Here is an 18,067-nt window from a genome sequence, read left to right as displayed (position 1 = left end):
GCGCGTCGGAGCGGGCGGGATCCCGTCGCGGATCCCGCCGTCCGGCGCCGCAGGGCCCGGCTACGCCCCGTACGCCCCGCCCGCGGTCAGCCGCAGGGCCGTGTCGATGAGGGGGACGTGGCTGAAGGCCTGCGGGAAGTTGCCCACCTGCCGCTTGAGCCGCGGGTCCCACTCCTCCGCCAGCAGGCCGAGGTCGTTGCGGAGCGAGAGCAGCCGCTCGAAGAGCCGCCGGGCCTCGTCCACCCGCCCGATCATCGCCAGGTCGTCGGCGAGCCAGAAGGAGCAGGCGAGGAAGGCGCCCTCGTCGCCCTCCAGGCCGTCCACGCCCGCCTCGTCGCCGGCGGTCGGGTAGCGCAGGATGAAGCCGTCCGGGGTGGACAGCTCCCGCTGGATGGCCTCGATGGTGCCGATGACCCGCTTGTCGTCCGGCGGCAGGAAGCCCATCTGCGGGATCAGCAGCAGGGAGGCGTCCAGCTCCCTCGACCCGTAGGACTGGGTGAAGGTGTTGCGCTCCTTGTCGTAGCCCTTCTCGCAGACGTCCCGGTGGATCTCGTCGCGCAGCTCGCGCCAGCGCTCCAGTGGGCCGTCCGCGTCGCCGGACTCGATGAGCTTGATCGTCCGGTCCACCGCGACCCAGGCCATGACCTTGGAGTGCACGAAGTGCCGGCGGGGGCCGCGGACCTCCCAGATGCCCTCGTCCGGCTCGTTCCAGTGGGTCTCCAGGTAGCGGATCAGCTTCAGCTGGAGCAGCGAGGCGTAGTCGTTGCGGGCCAGGCCGGTCATGTGGCCCAGGTGCAGGGCCTCGGTGACCTCGCCGTAGACGTCGAGCTGGAGCTGGTGGGCCGCGCCGTTGCCGACCCGGACCGGGGTGGAGCCCTCGTACCCGGGCAGCCAGTCCAGCTCGGTCTCGCCGAGTTCCCGCTCGCCGGCGATGCCGTACATGATCTGCAGGTTCTCGGGGTCGCCGGCCACCGCGCGCAGCAGCCACTCGCGCCAGGCGCGGGCCTCCTCGCGGTAGCCGGTGCGCAGCAGCGAGGAGAGGGTGATCGCCGCGTCCCGCAGCCAGGTGTAGCGGTAGTCCCAGTTCCGGACGCCGCCGATCTCCTCGGGCAGCGAGGTGGTGGGGGCCGCGACGATGCCGCCGGTGGGCGCGTACGTCAGGGCCTTGAGGGTGATCAGCGACCGGACCACGGCCTCGCGGTAGGGCCCGTGGTACGTACAGTGCTCGACCCACTCGCGCCAGAAGTCGGTGGTGGCCTCCAGGGCCGCCTCCGCGTCCGGCAGGGCCGGCGGCTCCTTGTGGGAGGGCTGCCAGCTGATCGTGAAGGCGATCCGGTCGCCCGGGGCGACCGTGAAGTCGGAGTACGTCGTCAGGTCGTGGCCGTAGGTGGGCATGTCGGTATCCAGCCAGACCGAGTCGGGCCCGGCCACCGCGACCGTGCGGCTGTCGACCTTGTGCACCCAGGGCACCACGCGCCCGTAGCTGAACCGCATCCGAAGGGCGGAGCGCATCGGGACCCGCCCGCTGACGCCCTCGACGATCCGGATCAGCTGCGGGGCGTGGTCCTCGCGCGGGGGCATGAAGTCGATGACGCGGACGGTGCCGCGCGGCGTGTCCCACTCCGATTCGAGGACCAGTGAGTCGCCCTTGTAGCGGCGGCGGTCCGCGGGGGGCGCGGGGGTCCCGTCGGGGTGGACGGGGCCCAGGCGCCAGAACCCGTGCTCCTCCGTGCCCAGCAGTGCGGCGAAGACGGCATGGGAGTCGAAGCGTGGCAGACACAACCAGTCCACCGCGCCGTCCCGGCAGACCAGCGCTGCGGTCTGCATGTCTCCGATGAGTGCGTAGTCCTCGATGCGCCCGGACACGTGGATCTCCAGTCGACGGCCATGTCCGCCCCCCCGGGGGGAGGCGATCACTTTTCGGTCTTGGGTCGTTGACGAGTTCAAGCTTGCCGGAACGGGCGGGGGTGGTGCCGATTGCCGGGCCCGCTCGTCATGGATATCCGAGCAGGATACGACGGCACCCTAGTGATCCCCTTGGGCCCGGAGGGAATGCCGCTGGTCCGATCGGGTGAGCCCAGGTGGCCGATAAGCGGCCCGGCGGCGGCGCCGACACGCCGCGCGGCCCGGGTGAAGGAGTCGGGGAGGAGTCGCGGAGGAGTCGCGCGGACGGCATACGGATGGCGCGAAAGGAACGCCCCGGAAGCCTTCCGGAACCCCGCGGAACCCCTCGTGGAACGCGGCCCCGACGTCTTCCGGTCGCGTGGCCGGAAGCGGACCCCGCCGGTCGCTGATAGGCTGGTACCCCGTGGACCGGTGGTCTGCCTGTGCGAATCAGGGGCCCCGAAACCGCAGCTTCGGCGCCCCCTGAAACACCGGGACGGCAGCCGCAGGCACCTCACTACGCGACCACGGGAGCCCCCTCTTGGCGATGCCGCCCAAATCCATGACGACCAAGCACATCTTCGTCACCGGGGGTGTCGCTTCGTCCCTCGGCAAGGGGCTGACGGCCTCCAGCCTGGGTGCCCTGCTCAAGGCGCGGGGCCTGCGGGTCACGATGCAGAAGCTCGACCCGTACCTGAACGTCGACCCCGGCACGATGAACCCCTTCCAGCACGGCGAGGTGTTCGTCACCAACGACGGCGCCGAGACCGACCTGGACATCGGCCACTACGAGCGCTTCCTCGACGTCGACCTCGACGGCTCGGCCAACGTCACCACCGGCCAGGTCTACTCGCAGGTCATCGCCAAGGAGCGGCGCGGCGAGTACCTGGGCGACACCGTGCAGGTCATCCCGCACATCACCAACGAGATCAAGCACCGCATCCGCCGCATGGCCACCGACGACGTCGACGTGGTCATCACGGAGGTCGGCGGCACGGTCGGCGACATCGAGTCGCTGCCCTTCCTCGAGACGGTCCGCCAGGTCCGCCACGAGGTCGGCCGGGACAACGTCTTCGTCGTGCACATCTCGCTGCTGCCGTACATCGGCCCCTCCGGCGAGCTGAAGACCAAGCCCACCCAGCACTCCGTCGCCGCGCTGCGCAACATCGGCATCCAGCCCGACGCGATCGTGCTGCGCGCCGACCGCGAGGTGCCCACCTCCATCAAGCGCAAGATCTCGCTGATGTGCGACGTGGACGAGGCCGCGGTGGTCGCCGCCATCGACGCCAAGTCCATCTACGACATCCCGAAGGTCCTGCACACCGAGGGCCTGGACGCGTACGTCGTGCGCAAGCTCGACCTGCCCTTCCGCGACGTGGACTGGACCGTCTGGGAGGACCTGCTGGACCGGGTCCACAACCCCGACCACGAGGTCACCGTCGCGCTGGTCGGCAAGTACATCGACCTGCCGGACGCCTACCTGTCGGTGACCGAGGCGCTGCGCGCCGGCGGTTTCGCCAACAAGGCCCGCGTCAAGATCAAGTGGGTCACCTCGGACGACTGCAAGACCGCGGCCGGCGCCGCCAAGCAGCTCTCCGACGTGGACGCCGTCTGCATCCCCGGCGGCTTCGGCGACCGCGGCGTCAACGGCAAGGTCGGCGCGATCACCTACGCCCGCGAGAACAAGCTGCCGCTGCTCGGCCTCTGCCTGGGCCTGCAGTGCATCGTCATCGAGGCGGCCCGCAACCTGGCCGGCATCGAGGACGCGAACTCCACCGAGTTCGACCCCTCCACCGCCCACCCGGTCATCTCGACCATGGAGGAGCAGCTGGCCTTCGTCGAGGGCGCCGGCGACCTGGGCGGCACCATGCGCCTGGGCATGTACCCCGCCAAGCTCGCCGAGGGCTCGATCGTGCGCGAGGTGTACGAGGGCAAGGAGTACGTGGAGGAGCGTCACCGCCACCGCTACGAGGTCAACAACTCCTACCGCTCCGAGCTGGAGAAGAAGGCCGGGATCCTGTTCTCCGGGACCTCCCCGGACAACAAGCTCGTCGAGTACGTCGAGTACCCGCGCGAGGTGCACCCCTACCTGGTCGCCACCCAGGCGCACCCGGAGCTGCGCTCCCGCCCGACCCGCCCGCACCCGCTCTTCGCGGGCCTGGTGAAGGCGGCCGTCGCGCGCCAGCAGGCCGCGGGCCAGTAACCGCCCGCACCGGCGATACGGTGAGACCGGGGTACGGATTTTCCGTACCCCGGTTTTCCGCTTTGTACGGGCCGGGAGGGCACGCCATGCACATCAAGGACACCGCCGAGGCCTGGCCGGTCAGGTCGAGCGTGACCCCCTTCCAGGGCGCCAAGACCGCCGTCGCCAGCGACGAGGTCGAGATGCCCGACGGCTCGGTGGCGCGCCGCGACTTCCAGGTGCACCCCGGCTCGGTCTGCGTGCTGGCCCTGGACGGCGAGGGCCGGGTCGTGGTCGTGCGCCAGTACCGGCACCCGGTCCGCCACAAGCTGTGGGAGCTGCCGGCCGGGCTGCTCGACGTACCCGGTGAGAACCCGCTGCACGCCGCCCAGCGGGAGCTGTACGAAGAGGCGCACGTCAAGGCCGAGGACTGGCGGGTGCTGGTGGACGCCTACCCCAGCGCGGGCGGCTCCGACGAGGCGATCCGGGTCTTCCTGGCCCGGGAGCTGGCGGAGGCCGAGGGCGAGCGCTTCGAGGTCTCCGAGGAGGAGGCCGACATGGAGGTCGCCCGGGTGCCGCTGGCGGAGCTGGTGCGGGGGGTGCTCGCCGGGGAGCTGGGCAACGCCGGACTGGCGCTCGGGGTGCTGGCGCTCTCGGCCGCCCTCGCCGGCGACGGCGTCGAGGCCCTGCGCCCGGCCCTGGCCCCCTGGCCCGCCCGCCCCTTCGAGGCGTAGGCCTTGCCCCAGGCTCCTGAGGCGCTGATGTGACGATCGGCTGATCCGATCGGGCGATTTGCCGCCCCCGCACCCGCCCTGCTCCGCCGGGACGGCCACGCTGCGTGAACTACGCTCGGACTCCCCGAATCTCCGTCCCGCACGGGACTTCTGACGGGGTGTTCCCGCCGCTGGCCGGGGAGAGGAGCGGATCCCGTGACGGACGAAGCGCTGCACGTCGACGGCCCCGTGGGCGGCGCCCCGATGCCCGGCTTCGTCGGGCGGCGTCGGGAGCTCAGGGAACTGCGCGAGGACGTCGCGCGGACCGGGCTCGACACCCTGTCCGGCCGCAAGGCCAAGGCGCCCCGGGCCCGCGTCCTGCTCGTCGCCGGCCGGCCCGGCTCCGGCCGCACCGCGCTGGCCGAGGAGTTCGCCCGCTCGATCGCCGGGGAGTACCCCGGCGGCCTGCTGCGGGCCCGGCTCACCACCCCCGGCGGCGAGCGGGTGCCCACCGCCCGCAGCGCCCGCGAGCTGCTGGAGGCGCTGGGCGAGCCCACCCCGCCCGGGGCCGCCGAGGACGAGCTGAGCGCCCTGCTGCGGGCCGCCCTCGGCGGGCGCCGGGCGCTGCTCCTGCTGGACGACGCGGCCGACGCCGAGCAGGTCGACCCGCTGCTCCCGGACGACGGCGACTGCCTGGTCGTGGCCACCGCCGAAGGGCCGCTCACCGGCATCCCCGACGTCCGACCCTGCACCCTGGGCGGACTGGACACGCCCGCCGGGGTGGAGCTGCTGACCGCCCGGACCGGCGAGGTCCGGGTCACCGTCGACCCGCGGGCCGCGGAAAACCTCGTCGAGGCCTGCCAGGGCCAGCCGGCCGCGCTGGCGCTGGCCGGCGGCTGGCTCGCCGCCCACCCCAAGGTCTCGGTCGCCGACGTGGCCAAGAAGCTGCACGACATGCCGGCCGAGCGCGGCGCCCTGGCCCGTGCCTTCCGGCTGGTCTACGAGTCGCTGCCGGGCCCGGCCCAGCGCACCCTGCGGCTGCTGCCGCTGGCGCCCGCCGGGCTGGTGGACGCGCACACCGCCTCCGCGCTGGCCGGCTGCTCGGTGGCCGCCGCCCAGTCCACCCTCGCCGACTTCGCCGGGCTGGGCCTGCTGCACCCGGCCGGCGAGGAGGTGTACCTGCTGCCCGGCTGCCTGGGCCCGCTGCTGCGCGCGCTGCTGGAGACCAAGGAGCGCCCGGCCGAGGTGCAGCTGGCCCGGGCCCGGATGCTGGAGCGGACGGTCCGGCTGCTGCTCTCCTGCCGGGCGGTGACCGAGCCGGAGGGCTCCCCGGCCCGGGGCAAGCTGGCCGGGTTGCCCCGCGCGCTGCGCTTCCGGCACGCCGACGAGGCCGCCGCCTGGCTGACCGGCCGGCTCCCGGCGCTGACCGAGGCCTGCCGGATCGCGGTGGCCGACGGCGAGCTCGACACCCTCGCCCGCCGCTTGGTGGCCGCGCTGGTGCGGGCCCTGGTCGCGCACCGGGGCACCGAGGGCGCCGCCCCCGAGCTGTACGGGCTGCACGGCCTGGTGCTGGACGTGGCCGAGCGCCGGGACCTGCACCGGGAGCAGGCCGCCGCCCTGCTCAACCTGGGTGACCTCGACCACGGCACCGGGCGGACCCGGGACGCCCTGGACCGCTACCGGGCCGCGCTGGACGCCGGCCGGGCCGCCGGCGACCCCTATGCGACCGGCCGCGCGATGGAATCCGTAGGGGGTGCCTACCAGGAGCTGGGGGACTGGCACCGGTCCGCCGACTGGTTCGGTCGAGCGCTGTCCCAGTCGCTCGCCAGGGGCGAGCGAGCGGACGAGGCCAGGCTGTACGGGCGGCTCGGGAACGTGCACACCTACGCGGGGCGGTACGGCGAGGCCCTGCGCAGCTGGCGCGCGGCCGCGGCGGGCTACCGCAGGCTCGCCGATGTCCCGGGACAGGCAAAGGCGTTGAGCGAGATGGCGCGGGTCCAGGAGTACGCGGGCCGGCCCGAGGAATCGCTGCACACCTGCCGGGCGGCGGTGGAGCTGGCCCGGCAGGCCGGGGACCAGCGGCTGCAGGCCGCGCTCCAGGTGCGGCTGGCCGACACGCTCGACCGGCTCGGCGACCCCGCAGCCGCCAGGCTGCACCGGTCCGCGGCCGACAGATTGCTGGGAGACGATCCCGCAGCCTGCGAAATCCGTAGTGCTTCTGGCTGTGATTAATGCTTTGTAAGGCTAGACAGCCGGAAATCCTTCATTAGACTGGCTCTGCCGCGTTCATCTGCGGTCCATCCCGTTGCGCACTCCCGCCGACGGGTATGTATGGATTGAGCCGTTTAATCCCCTGAGTCAAGGACCGTGATCGACGATGAAGGTCGGCATCCCCCGCGAGGTCAAGAACAACGAGTTCCGCGTGGCCATCACCCCCGCCGGTGTCCACGAGCTCGTCCGCAACGGCCACCAGGTCTTCGTCGAGCAGAACGCCGGTGTGGGCTCCTCGATCACGGACGCCGAGTACGTCGCGGCCGGCGCCGAGATCCTGGGCACCGCCGACGAGGTCTGGGCCACGGCCGACCTGCTGCTCAAGGTCAAGGAGCCCATCGCGGAGGAGTACCACCGCCTCCGCAAGGACCAGACCCTCTTCACCTACTTGCACCTGGCCGCCGACAAGGCCGGCACGGACGCGCTGCTGGAGTCCGGCACCACCGCCATCGCGTACGAGACGGTCGAGCTCGCCAACCGCGCGCTCCCGCTGCTCGCCCCGATGTCCGAGGTCGCGGGCCGGCTGGCCCCGCAGGTCGGCGCCTACCACCTGATGCGCTCGGCCGGCGGCCGCGGCATCCTCCCCGGCGGCGTCCCGGGCACCCAGGCCGCCAAGGCCGTCGTCATCGGCGGTGGCGTCTCCGGCTGGAACGCCGCGCAGATCGCCATCGGCATGGGCTTCCACGTGACCCTGCTCGACCGCGACATCAACAAGCTCCGCGAGGCCGACAAGATCTTCGGCACGAAGATCCAGACGATCGTCTCCAACGCCTTCGAGCTGGAGAAGGCCGTCCTCGAGGCCGACCTCGTCATCGGCGCGGTGCTCATCCCGGGTGCGAAGGCCCCCAAGCTGGTCACCAACGAGCTGGTCTCCCGGATGAAGCCCGGAAGTGTCCTTGTCGACATTGCGATCGACCAGGGCGGCTGCTTCGAGGACTCCCGTCCGACCACCCACGCCGAGCCGACCTTCAAGGTCCACAACTCGGTCTTCTACTGCGTCGCCAACATGCCGGGCGCGGTGCCGAACACCTCCACCTACGCGCTCACCAACGCCACGCTGCCCTACATCGTGTCGCTGGCGAACAACGGCTGGGTCGAGGCGCTGCGCCGCGACTCCGCCCTGGCGCTGGGCCTCAACACCCATGAGGGACAGGTCGTTTACGGCCCCGTCGCCGAGGCCCACGGCTACGAGCACGTCGAGCTGAGCACCCTCATCGGCTGAGCCGACGGCACCGCGTCAACCGTTTGACGCCAATCTCACGCGTCCGGCCGGACCTTGCCCCGCAAGGTCCGGCCGGACGTGTTTGGCGGGCCGTCAGGTCCGCCGGCCGGCCCCGGCCCCGGCGTGTCGCCGAAGGCGATCAACTCGCTCGGAACGTAACCCTTTAACCGTTTCGCACACCCGCGAAACTTCACAGTGACGGCCCGTACGCCCTTGACAGAGTGGTGTTCGGTTGCCGACACATCGTGCCGCGTCCGGCCGATTGTGTTGCTGCGGACCGGTGACACGCCATAGAGTCGCCAACCGTCGGCATGGTGCCACGCTGACCTATCGATAAGTGTCCTGGTCACGTCCGAGGAGGTAAGACGACTTGTGAATGAGTCGACATTTGCCCCTGGGGGTGGTCATGCAGGGAATCCTGCGCGGGGCCAGGGCCCTGCCGGTCTCGAAGCTGTCGGCTCCGTCGCGGTCCGCACCTTCGCAAACCACCAGCACATGACGACGCCCCAAAAGAGCATGGACGGCCTAGACGTGAACTCCATGGCCGGCGACCTGAGCGGCCGAGAGCCCACCGGTTTCGCCGACTACGACGAGGTGCCCGAGGGGCACTTCTACGACCCCGACGCCGAATACGAGCCCGACCCCGAGTACGCGGCCACCCTCGCGCCCGACGCTGCCAGACAGCGCCGGGAGCGGATCGGTCCGACCGGACGGCCGCTGCCGTACTTCCCGATCCCGGGTCCCCTGACCGACCACGGTCCCGCGAAGATCATCGCGATGTGCAACCAGAAGGGCGGCGTCGGCAAGACCACGTCGACCATCAACCTGGGTGCCGCGCTCGCCGAGTACGGGCGGCGCGTGCTGCTCGTGGACTTCGACCCGCAGGGCGCCCTGTCGGTCGGCCTCGGCGTGAACCCGATGGAGCTGGACCTCACCGTCTACAACCTGCTCATGGAGCGGGGCATGTCGGCGGACGAGGTCCTGCTGAAGACCGCGGTGCCCAACATGGACCTGCTGCCGAGCAACATCGACCTCTCGGCCGCCGAAGTGCAGTTGGTGAGCGAGGTCGCGCGCGAGTCGACGCTCCAGCGCGCCCTGAAGCCGCTGATGAACGACTACGACTACATCGTGATCGACTGTCAGCCCTCGCTCGGCCTGCTGACCGTGAACGCCCTGACGGCGGCTCACAAGGTCATCGTGCCGCTGGAATGCGAGTTCTTCGCGCTGCGCGGAGTGGCGCTGCTCACCGAGACCATCGAGAAGGTCCAGGAGCGGCTCAACCCCGAGCTGGAGCTCGACGGCATCCTCGCCACGATGTACGACTCCCGTACGGTGCACAGCCGTGAGGTGCTCGCGCGCGTGGTCGAGGCCTTCGACGACCACGTGTACCACACGGTCATCGGCCGTACCGTGCGCTTCCCGGAGACCACGGTCGCCGGCGAGCCGATCACCACGTACGCCTCCAACTCCGTCGGCGCCGCCGCCTATCGCCAGCTCGCCAGGGAGGTGCTCGCCCGGTGTCCCGCCGAGTGAGTCTGCCCGGAGCCGACGAACTCTTCCGTACGACAGGGGGGATGGCGCTCCAGGCGTCCTCGCCCCGGCGACCGGCGGACCCCGAGCACGAGGAGGCCGCGGAGGACGCGGCGGACGGGCGGGTCCGCGAGGGCGAGCCGGTGGCCGCCGGGGAGGCCGTGGTGGCACCGCCGCGGCGTCCGCAGGAAGGTTCTGGCACGGTCGCCGCGGGCGCCCCTGCCGGGGCCGGCGGCCGTCGCAAGGCGGGCGGCCGGGGGCGCCGGCCGAGCGGCCGCGAGCGGCACGACGAGAAGATCACGGTCTACGTCTCCGCCGAGGAGCTGATGGACCTGGAGCACGCGCGGCTGGTGCTGCGCGGGGAGCACGGGCTGGCGGTGGACCGGGGGCGGATCGTCCGCGAGGCGGTCGCCGTGGTCCTCGCGGACCTCGAGTCCCGTGGGGACGCCAGCATCCTCGTCCGCCGCCTCCGAGGCCGCTGACCCCCTCCGGCCCCTCCCGCCGGGCCCGGCCCCGCACCCGCTGGGCCCGCCTCGCGCCTCTGGGACGCGCTCAGGCCCCTTCGGGCCCGCCGCCGGGCCTCTCTGGACCTTTACGCCCCCCGGGGCCCCTGGCGCCTCTGTGGGGGCTCGCCGGAGGGCCCGCCTCGCGTCCCCGGCCGGGCGGGAGCGCAAAGGGTGGGCAGGGCCCAGGTTTCGGGGCGCTGCCCCGGACCCCGCGCCTCAATCGCCGGCGAGGCTGGAACCGCCGGGCCCCGGTAAGGGCTCCGGTGGCGTGGGGGCGGGTTCGGGGTGGGTGGGGGATAGCCTGCGGGGGAACTGACCGAGTTGCCCGCACCCTGGACCGCGATGCCCCCGAACGACGCCCCGCCACCGGCCCGCCGCACCCTCGGCCGGGGTCCTGGCGCCCTTCCGTCCTCCAGGGAGGCCGGCCCGGAGGCACCCGGGGCAACGGCCCCCGAGCCGGACTCGGCGGCCCCGATCGGCCCGGGCCCGGTCCGTGCACGCGCGGCGGAACCAGTGCCCGGAGCCGGCCTGCTGGGAGCACCCGAGCCGGTACCGGTCCCGGAACCGGGCCCCCGGGGTGTGCCCGAGCCGGGGCTGGAACCCGTACCCGACGCGGCACCCGCACCCGACGGGGCGCCGGTGGGGGACGGGCGGTTCACAGTTCGGCTGGCGAATTTCGAGGGGCCGTTCGATCTGCTGTTGCAGTTGATCGCGCGGCACAAGATGGACGTGACCGAGGTCGCGCTGTCCAAGGTCACCGACGAGTTCATGGCGCACATCCGCGGCATGGGCGAGGAGTGGGACCTCGACCAGACGACCGAGTTCCTGGTCGTGGCGGCCACCCTGCTCGACCTCAAGGCGGCCCGGCTGCTGCCGGCGGCGGAGGTGGAGGACGAGGCCGACCTCGCCCTGCTGGAGGCCCGGGACCTGCTCTTCGCCCGGCTGCTCCAGTACCGCGCGTACAAGGAGATCGCCCGGATCTTCGAGGACCGGGCCGAGTCCGAGGGCAGGCGCTACCCGCGCACCGTCGGCCTGGAGGACGCCCTGGCCGGGCTGCTGCCCGAGGTGGTCATCAGCATCGGCGCCGAGGGCTTCGCCAAGCTCGCCGTCAAGGCCATGCAGCCCCGGGCCGCGCCCCAGGTGTACGTGGACCACATCCACGCGCCCCTGGTCAGCGTCCGGGAGCAGGCCGAGGTCCTGGTCGCCCGGCTGCGCGAGCTCGGCACGGCCGGCTTCCGGGAGCTGACGGCCGACGCCCCCGACACGCTGACCGTGGTCGCCCGCTTCCTGGCCCTGCTGGAGCTGTACCGGGAGAAGGCCGTGGTCCTGGACCAGGAGGAGGCCCTGGGCGAGCTGACCGTGCGGTGGGCCGGCGGCACCGCCGCCACCCCCCTGGTGACCGACGAATTCGATCAGGAGGACGCCGGATGAGCGTCGCGGAGCTGGAGCTCAAGCCCGCCCTGGAGGCGGTGCTGATGGTCGTGGACGAGCCCGCGACCGACGCGCACCTGGCCAAGGTGCTGGAACGGCCGGTGCGCGAGGTGGCGCTCGCCCTGCGCGAGCTGGCCGACGAGTACGCCGCACAGCGCCGCGGTTTCGAGCTGCGCCTGGTGGCCGGCGGCTGGCGGTTCTACACCCGGCCGGAGTACGCGGCCGCCGTCGAGGGCTTCGTACTGGACGGCCAGCAGGCCCGGCTCACCCAGGCGGCCCTGGAGACATTGGCGGTGGTCGCGTACCGCCAGCCGGTCAGCCGGTCCCGGGTCTCGGCGGTGCGCGGGGTCAACTGCGACGGGGTCATGAGGACCCTCCTGCAGCGCGGTCTGGTCGACGAGGCGGGCACGGAACCCGAAACAGGTGCGATCCTGTACAGGACGACGAACTACTTTCTGGAGCGGATGGGCCTGCGCGGCCTGGACGAGCTCCCGGAGCTCGCGCCCTTCCTCCCGGAGGCGGACGCGATCGAGGCAGAGACGCAGGAAGGTGTCCCGTCGTTCGATCCGGACGCTCCGGACACAGACGAAGACGACAAGACGACGGACATTTGATGCGAAGCAGCGGCGGCAACGGCGGCAACAGGAACAGCGGCGGCGGCGGTGGCGGCGGGCGTGGGAACGCCCGCGGCGGCAGCTCCGGCGGCGGCTACGGCCGCGGCGGCTCCGGCGGTGGCAGCGGCTCCGGCCGCGGAGGCTCGGGCGGCGGTTCCCGCGGCGGCAGCTCGGGCGGCTACCGCTCCGGCAGCGGCGGCAGCTCCGGCGGCGGCTACCGCAGCGGCGGCAGCGGCTCCGGCGGCGGCTACGGCCGCGGCGGCTCGGGCGGCTACCAGGGCGGCTCCGGCGGCTACCAGGGCGGCGGCTACCAGGGCGGTTCCGACTCGCGCGACCGCGACCGCGCGCCGGAGCCCCGCATCCGCAACCCCCGTCCCGAGGAGCGCCGCTACGACGTCGGCCCCGAGGGCGAGCGCAACGGCCGCGGCCCCAAGGCGGGCGGCGGCGCCCGTGGCGCGGCGGCCCGCGGTGGCGCCAAGGGCGGTCCCCGCTCCAGCTCCAAGACCCCTGGCATCGGCGGCGCGGGCGGCCCGCGCAGCGGTCCCGGCAGCCGCAGCGGCCAGTCGCGCCCCCGCGAGCTGGACGCGCGGATCGAGGAGCGGGTGCGCGACCGGTACGCCGACCGGCCCGTGATCAAGACCCCGAAGACCTTCCCGGGCGCCGAGCAGGAGGGCGAGCGGCTGCAGAAGGTCCTCGCCCGGGCCGGCATGGGTTCCCGCCGCGCGTGCGAGGAGCTGATCGAGCAGGCCCGCGTCGAGGTCAACGGCGAGATCGTCACCGAGCAGGGCAAGCGCGTCCAGCCGAAGGACGAGATCAAGGTGGACGGCCTGACCGTCGCCACCCAGTCGTACCTGTTCTTCGCGCTGAACAAGCCGGCCGGTGTGGTCTCCACCATGGAGGACCCGGACGGCCGCCAGTGCCTGGGCGACTACGTCAACAACCGTGAGACCCGGCTCTTCCACGTCGGCCGGCTCGACACGGAGACCGAGGGCATCATCCTGCTCACCAACCACGGCGAGCTGGCCCACCGCCTCACCCACCCGAAGTACGGCGTCACCAAGACGTACCTGGCCGCGATCACCGGCCCGCTGCCGCGCGAGATCGGCAAGCGCCTGCAGTCCGGCATCCAGCTGGAGGACGGGTACGCCAAGGCCGACCACTTCCGCGTGGTCGACCAGGTCGGCAAGAACTACCTGGTCGAGGTGACCCTGCACGAGGGCCGCAAGCACATCGTCCGCCGGATGCTGGCCGAGGCCGGCTTCCCGGTGGAGAAGCTGGTCCGCACGGCCTTCGGGCCGATCGAGCTGGGCGACCAGAAGTCCGGCTGGCTGCGCCGCCTGACCAACACCGAGGTCGGCATGCTGATGCGCGAGGTCGGCCTGTAGCCCCTGCGGCACCGCCGTCCCGAAGGGCCCTCCGCCGCGGCGGAGGGCCCTTCGGCGTGTCCGGACCGGGGCCGGTTCCGCGGCCCGCCGCGGCTCCCGGGCCCCGGTCGGCGACCGCTTTCCGTCCCCGTTCCGACCGCCGCAGCCCTTGTCCCGGCCCGCCCGAGTCTTTATAGTCATAGTGACCATAAAGAAGGAGGTGGGTGCGGTGGAGCACCACGACACCGCGGCCGCCGTGCGCCGGGCCCGGTCCCACGGGGGTGGGCCGGGTCCGGCGCGGAGGCCCCGATGAGCGCCGGGCGCCGGCCGGACGGGTACGACCCGCACGCCTTCGAACCGTTCGCGGTCACGGCCGACCTCGCCGTCTTCACGGTCCGCGGGGGCCTGCTGCACGTCCTGCTGATCCGGCGCGGCCAGGAGCCGTACGCGGGGGAGTGGGCCCTGCCGGGCGGCTTCGTGCTGCCGCGGGAGTCCGCCGAGGACGCGGCCCGGCGGGAGCTGGCGGAGGAGACCGGGCTGCCCGGGGCGCTGGTGGCCGGCCTGCACCTGGAACAGCTGCGGACCTACAGCGAACCGGACCGGGACCCGCGGATGCGGGTGGTCTCGGTGGCCTTCGCCGCCCTGGTCCCGGACCTGCCGGAGCCGCTGGCGGCCGGCGGCGGGGACGCCGCGGGCGCCCGCTGGGTGCCGCTGGACGGGGCGGGCCTGCCCCAGGGCCCGGACGCCCCGCTGGAGCTGGCCTTCGACCACGCACAGATCCTGGGCGACGCCCGGGACCGGGTCGGCGCCAAGCTCGAGTACACCTGCCTGGCCACCGCCTTCTGCCCGCCGGAGTTCACCCTCGGCGAGCTCCAGGGCGTGTACGAGACGGTCTGGGGCGCCGCCCTGGACCGGCCGAACTTCCGCCGCAAGGTACTGGCCACGGCCGGGTTCGTCGAACCCGTCCCCGGGGCGGCCCGGCTCACCGGCGGCCGCGGCAAGCCCGCCGCCCTCTACCGCGCCGGCCCCGCGGCCACCCTCCACCCGCCCCTGCTGCGCGCCCGCCCGGAAGGACGTACCCGATGACCCTGACCACCGCCACCAAGTCCGCGGCCACCGGATCGCTCCTCGGCCTGGCCCTCGGGGACGCCCTCGGCTTCCCCACGGAGTTCAACGACGTCCCGGCGATCCTCGCCAAATGCGGCCCCTGGCGGGAGATGGCGCTGCCGAAGCCGGCGATCGTCACCGACGACACGCAGATGACCCTGGCTCTCGGCCGGGCGCTGCGGACCGCCATGACCCGGGGCCTGCTCGGGCCGCTGCGGCTGGCCCGCCCGCTGCGGGAGGAGTTCGTCGACTGGTACCACTCGCCCGAGAACAACCGGGCGCCCGGCCGGACCTGCATGCGGGCCTGCATGCTGCTGGACGGCGACCGGGACTGGCGGGAGGCCAGCCAGGTCGACTCCAAGGGCTGCGGGGCCAACATGCGGGTCGCGCCGATCGGGCTGGTGCCCGGGCTGAGCGAGGAGCAGCGGGCCGGCGCGGCGCAGTTGCAGTCGGCCCTGACGCACGGTCACCCGACCGCGCTGGCCGCCTCCGACCTGACCGCTCGCGCGGTGTACTTGCTCGCCCAGGGGGCCGAGCCGATGGGCCTGGTCGGGCTGCTGCGCTCGTACGCCCTGGACAACCGCGGCCGGTACCACGAGCGGTGGCTGGGCGACCTGTGGGCCCGCGCGCACGACCCCTCGCCCACCGCCTTCATCACCCGCGGCTGGGACGAGTGCCTGGGGGCCCTGGACCGGCTGGCCGAGGCCCTGCGCCGGCCCTCGCCGGAGACGGACCCCTGTCTGACCACGGGCGCCGGCTGGATCGCCGAGGAGGCGCTGGCCACCGCGCTCCAGTGCTTCCTGCTCTTCCCGGAGGAGCCGCTGACGGCACTGCGCCGGGCCGCCTGCACCTCGGGCGACTCCGACTCGATCGCCTGCCTGGCCGGTGCCTTCGCGGGGGCCCACCTGGGCACCGCCGCCTGGCCGCGGGAGTGGGCGGACCGGATCGAGTACCACGGCGAACTGGTGACCCTGGGCGCGCTCTGGGACAAGTGACGGTCCCGGCCGGGCCGGCCGGGGCCGGCGGGCGCGTGTCGTGAGCGCCCCGGCCCGGCCGGACGGTGTCAGAGGGCCGCGGCCCGGCGGGTGCGGACCAGGAAGTCCTCCACGGCCGCCCGGTCCGGCTCGGCGGGCAGCGGCGTGCCCGCCGCGGCCTCCTCGGTCTCGGCGGACAGCCGCGCCATCCAGGCGTCCACCTCGGCCCAGCCCAGCTCCCCGCGCCGGACCGCCAGCAACTGCTCCCGGTACGGGGTCGCGTCCACCGACAGCCGGCCGGTGCGCAGCAGGTCCCGGCAGGAGAGCAGCAGCCGCAGCAGGTGCATCGCGTGCTTCCAGCGCGGGGCGCCGTGGGTGCGGACGTCCTGGTCCAGCTTGGCCCGCTGGCCGGCGGCGTACCGGCTGAAGGAGACGTGCGCGTGCCGGGACAGGAACGCCCCGCGCAGCGCGAGCAGTTCCTCGCCCACCGGCGTCAGCCGCTCCACGATCGGGGAGTGCAGGCACTCCAGGATGTTGGGGTTGGCCCGCAGGGCGAGCTCGCAGAAGCGCTCGAGCTCCCAGGAGAACTGCTCGTCCAGCGGGCCCTCCACATGGGTGGGCGGCTTCTCGAAGCGCCAGAACAGCGGCGTCGGGGCGAGGAAGACACCGCGCCGGTCGGTGTCGCTGCCCTCCGTCGCCAGGCCGAAGGCGCGCGACCCGGTCACGCACGCGTAGATCGTGTGGTCGCGCACCAGCGCCTCGGGATGCATGCCGGGCAGGCTACGCGGCCTACGCCAGCCGGATCTCCCCGTTTTCCACGGTGATCTTCTTCTCGGGCAGCGGGCGGGGGGCCGGGCCGGCCACCACCTTCGCGTCCGCGATGGCGTACTTGCTGCCGTGGCAGGGGCAGTCGATGGTGCCGTCGGCGACCTTGTTGACCAGGCAGCCGCGGTGCGTGCAGACGGCGCTGAAGGCCTTGAACTCGCCGGACTTCGGCTGGGTGACCACCACCTTCTGGTCGGTGACGACCGTGCCGCCGCCGACCGGGACGTCGGCGGTCTTCACCAGCGGCTCGCCGGCCGGCGCGGCCGAGGCGGAGTCGGTGGGGCTCGCGCCGGGGCTGCTCGCGGGGGCGCCCGGCTCCCGGCCGCCGGTCTCCTTCGTGGTGTCCTTCGAGGTGTCCGAGTCCCCGCAGCCCGCGAGGGCTCCGGTCGCCAGTGCGGCGGCGCCCGCGGCGAGCACCGCGCGGCGGTGGGTGTCTTCCAGCATGGCCGTCTCCTCAAGTCGTGTGTCGGCGGGAGCATCCTGGCGCCCCGGGCGGCCCAGGAGAAGCACCCGCCGCCGGGGACCGGGAGCGCGTCAGGGCGGGCGCGGCCCGCGGGTCACCCGACCGGCCGACAGTGGGTACCGGTCGCCGCCGCGGCCCGGGTACCGGCGGATGGCGGCGGGCCGGGACCGCGGGACGGGCCCGCCCGGGGCTCCGCCGAGTGGCGGGCGGCTGCCGGACGGGTGACATTGGCCGTGTCCCGAGGCCGGGCCCGTCCCGATCCGCCCGGCCCGGTCCCACGCACCCTGCGAAAGGCATGACGATGGCGGGAAACGACCTCGGTTCACTGCTGGGCGGTCTGCTCGGCGGCGGCTCCAACGCCTCCGGCGGCGGCGGGAACATCCTCGGCTCGCTGCTCGGCGCCCTCATGGGCGGCGGGGGTGCCGCCGGCGCCCAGGGAGCCGGTGGCGGCGGCAACCCGCTCGGCGGGCTGCTGGACATGCTGACCAAGTCCGGACTGGTGGACCAGGCGCAGTCCTGGGTCGGCACCGGCGAGAACCAGCCGGTCACCGGCGAGCAGGTGGCCCAGGCGCTGCCCGCGGACACCCTCCAGAAGGTCGCCGAGGACGCCGGGGTCAGCCCGGACGCGGCCGCCGACCAGATCGCCCAGGTGCTGCCGCAGGCGGTGGACAAGCTGACGCCGGAGGGCCAGCTGCCGAGCGGGTCGCTGGAGGACATCATCCGGCAGCAGGGGGGATGAGCTGGGGCTCCTCGAACGCGAGGACCCGGTGGGCCGCCACGGACGGCTTGCCGGGTCCTCGTCTTGGGGCCGGCGCCAGGGCTCGGGGGGGCTTCGGGCGGGCGGTCGGGATGTGCGGGTCCCCGCCGCTTGAGCGGCTGTGGCTGTCAGGCCCTGCGGCAGGCCCAACCCGGGGACAAGCGGCTTCGCCGTGACCTGCGGTCATCCCCGGCCCGGGCCTGCCTCCGGACCAGCCTGCCACA

Annotated in this window: 15 protein-coding genes; 12 read left to right on the top strand and 3 right to left on the bottom strand. The window is 73.4% G+C overall.

Annotation, left to right across the window (positions count from 1 at the left end):
- Positions 1-60 precede the first annotated feature (60 nt).
- Positions 61-1,872: a glycoside hydrolase family 15 protein gene (locus AB0O40_RS28065; protein ID WP_365047517.1), complete on the bottom strand. Its 1,812-nt coding sequence runs from the start codon at positions 1,870-1,872 to the stop codon at positions 61-63.
- Positions 1,873-2,431: 559 nt separating this feature from the next.
- On the opposite strand from AB0O40_RS28065, the gene AB0O40_RS28060 reads away from it, so the two are divergent.
- From AB0O40_RS28060 to AB0O40_RS28010, 11 genes are all read left to right on the top strand, one after another.
- Positions 2,432-4,087: a CTP synthase gene (locus AB0O40_RS28060; RefSeq protein ID WP_365047472.1), complete on the top strand. Its 1,656-nt coding sequence runs from the start codon at positions 2,432-2,434 to the stop codon at positions 4,085-4,087.
- A gap of 86 nt (positions 4,088-4,173) precedes the next feature.
- Positions 4,174-4,800 carry an NUDIX hydrolase gene (locus AB0O40_RS28055; protein ID WP_365047469.1) on the top strand — a complete coding sequence of 209 codons (627 nt, stop codon included), beginning with the start codon at positions 4,174-4,176 and terminating at the stop codon, positions 4,798-4,800.
- 243 nt (positions 4,801-5,043) lie between these two features.
- Positions 5,044-7,011, top strand: a complete 1,968-nt coding sequence (locus AB0O40_RS28050) for a tetratricopeptide repeat protein (RefSeq protein WP_365047514.1) — start codon at positions 5,044-5,046, stop codon at positions 7,009-7,011.
- A 145-nt stretch (positions 7,012-7,156) separates the two neighbouring features.
- The gene (gene ald, locus AB0O40_RS28045; protein ID WP_365047466.1) at positions 7,157-8,272 is read left to right on the top strand and encodes an alanine dehydrogenase; all 1,116 of its coding nucleotides are present in this window, start codon (positions 7,157-7,159) and stop codon (positions 8,270-8,272) included.
- Positions 8,273-8,767: 495 nt separating this feature from the next.
- A complete protein-coding gene (locus AB0O40_RS28040) occupies positions 8,768-9,805 on the top strand; it encodes a ParA family protein (protein WP_365047464.1) in 1,038 nt (345 codons plus the stop codon).
- The gene (locus AB0O40_RS28035) at positions 9,790-10,284 is read left to right on the top strand and encodes a hypothetical protein (RefSeq protein ID WP_365047461.1); all 495 of its coding nucleotides are present in this window, start codon (positions 9,790-9,792) and stop codon (positions 10,282-10,284) included. The genes AB0O40_RS28040 and AB0O40_RS28035 overlap by 16 nt, the downstream gene beginning before the upstream one ends.
- 366 nt (positions 10,285-10,650) lie before the next feature.
- Complete coding sequence (locus AB0O40_RS28030) at positions 10,651-11,739, top strand: segregation/condensation protein A (RefSeq protein ID WP_365047459.1); 1,089 nt, start codon at positions 10,651-10,653, stop codon at positions 11,737-11,739.
- Complete coding sequence (gene scpB / locus AB0O40_RS28025; protein WP_365047457.1) at positions 11,736-12,353, top strand: SMC-Scp complex subunit ScpB; 618 nt, start codon at positions 11,736-11,738, stop codon at positions 12,351-12,353. Before AB0O40_RS28030 ends, scpB begins: the two co-directional genes overlap by 4 nt.
- Positions 12,353-13,738 carry a pseudouridine synthase gene (locus AB0O40_RS28020; protein WP_365047455.1) on the top strand — a complete coding sequence of 462 codons (1,386 nt, stop codon included), beginning with the start codon at positions 12,353-12,355 and terminating at the stop codon, positions 13,736-13,738. Before scpB ends, AB0O40_RS28020 begins: the two co-directional genes overlap by 1 nt.
- A 288-nt stretch (positions 13,739-14,026) precedes the next feature.
- Positions 14,027-14,803, top strand: a complete 777-nt coding sequence (locus AB0O40_RS28015) for an NUDIX domain-containing protein (RefSeq protein WP_365047453.1) — start codon at positions 14,027-14,029, stop codon at positions 14,801-14,803.
- Positions 14,800-15,819 carry an ADP-ribosylglycohydrolase family protein gene (locus AB0O40_RS28010; protein WP_365047450.1) on the top strand — a complete coding sequence of 340 codons (1,020 nt, stop codon included), beginning with the start codon at positions 14,800-14,802 and terminating at the stop codon, positions 15,817-15,819. Before AB0O40_RS28015 ends, AB0O40_RS28010 begins: the two co-directional genes overlap by 4 nt.
- A 68-nt stretch (positions 15,820-15,887) precedes the next feature.
- Here AB0O40_RS28010 and AB0O40_RS28005 read toward each other — a convergent pair whose 3' ends face one another.
- Positions 15,888-16,568, bottom strand: a complete 681-nt coding sequence (locus tag AB0O40_RS28005; RefSeq protein ID WP_365047447.1) for a nucleotidyltransferase domain-containing protein — start codon at positions 16,566-16,568, stop codon at positions 15,888-15,890.
- A 19-nt stretch (positions 16,569-16,587) separates the two neighbouring features.
- On the bottom strand, positions 16,588-17,067 hold the full coding sequence (locus AB0O40_RS28000; protein ID WP_365047444.1) for a Rieske (2Fe-2S) protein: 480 nt from the start codon (positions 17,065-17,067) through the stop codon (positions 16,588-16,590).
- Positions 17,068-17,381: 314 nt separating this feature from the next.
- Here AB0O40_RS28000 and AB0O40_RS27995 point away from each other — a divergent pair, with 314 nt between their 5' ends.
- The gene (locus AB0O40_RS27995; RefSeq protein ID WP_365047441.1) at positions 17,382-17,825 is read left to right on the top strand and encodes a YidB family protein; all 444 of its coding nucleotides are present in this window, start codon (positions 17,382-17,384) and stop codon (positions 17,823-17,825) included.
- The last annotated feature ends 242 nt before the right edge of the window (positions 17,826-18,067 follow it).

The sequence above is a fragment of the Streptomyces sp. NPDC089919 genome (assembly GCF_040684615.1).
Classification (GTDB): Bacteria; Actinomycetota; Actinomycetes; order Streptomycetales; family Streptomycetaceae; genus Streptomyces.
The sequence above is the reverse complement of the archived record's forward strand: the minus strand, read 5'-3'. Positions and strand labels throughout refer to the sequence as shown.

What these genes read in the sequence shown, in the direction of transcription:
- AB0O40_RS28060 (WP_365047472.1), top strand. Translation starts at nt 2,432, where the DNA reads ATGCCGCCCAAATCCATGACGACCAAGCACATCTTCGTCACCGGGGGT.
- AB0O40_RS28055 (WP_365047469.1), top strand. Translation starts at nt 4,174, where the DNA reads ATGCACATCAAGGACACCGCCGAGGCCTGGCCGGTCAGGTCGAGCGTG.
- AB0O40_RS28050 (WP_365047514.1), top strand. Translation starts at nt 5,044, where the DNA reads ATGCCCGGCTTCGTCGGGCGGCGTCGGGAGCTCAGGGAACTGCGCGAG.
- ald (WP_365047466.1), top strand. Translation starts at nt 7,157, where the DNA reads ATGAAGGTCGGCATCCCCCGCGAGGTCAAGAACAACGAGTTCCGCGTG.
- AB0O40_RS28040 (WP_365047464.1), top strand. Translation starts at nt 8,768, where the DNA reads ATGACGACGCCCCAAAAGAGCATGGACGGCCTAGACGTGAACTCCATG.
- AB0O40_RS28030 (WP_365047459.1), top strand. Translation starts at nt 10,651, where the DNA reads ATGCCCCCGAACGACGCCCCGCCACCGGCCCGCCGCACCCTCGGCCGG.
- scpB (WP_365047457.1), top strand. Translation starts at nt 11,736, where the DNA reads ATGAGCGTCGCGGAGCTGGAGCTCAAGCCCGCCCTGGAGGCGGTGCTG.
- AB0O40_RS28020 (WP_365047455.1), top strand. Translation starts at nt 12,353, where the DNA reads ATGCGAAGCAGCGGCGGCAACGGCGGCAACAGGAACAGCGGCGGCGGC.
- AB0O40_RS28015 (WP_365047453.1), top strand. Translation starts at nt 14,027, where the DNA reads ATGAGCGCCGGGCGCCGGCCGGACGGGTACGACCCGCACGCCTTCGAA.
- AB0O40_RS28010 (WP_365047450.1), top strand. Translation starts at nt 14,800, where the DNA reads ATGACCCTGACCACCGCCACCAAGTCCGCGGCCACCGGATCGCTCCTC.
- AB0O40_RS28005 (WP_365047447.1), bottom strand. Translation starts at nt 16,568, where the DNA reads ATGCATCCCGAGGCGCTGGTGCGCGACCACACGATCTACGCGTGCGTG.
- AB0O40_RS28000 (WP_365047444.1), bottom strand. Translation starts at nt 17,067, where the DNA reads ATGCTGGAAGACACCCACCGCCGCGCGGTGCTCGCCGCGGGCGCCGCC.
- AB0O40_RS27995 (WP_365047441.1), top strand. Translation starts at nt 17,382, where the DNA reads ATGACGATGGCGGGAAACGACCTCGGTTCACTGCTGGGCGGTCTGCTC.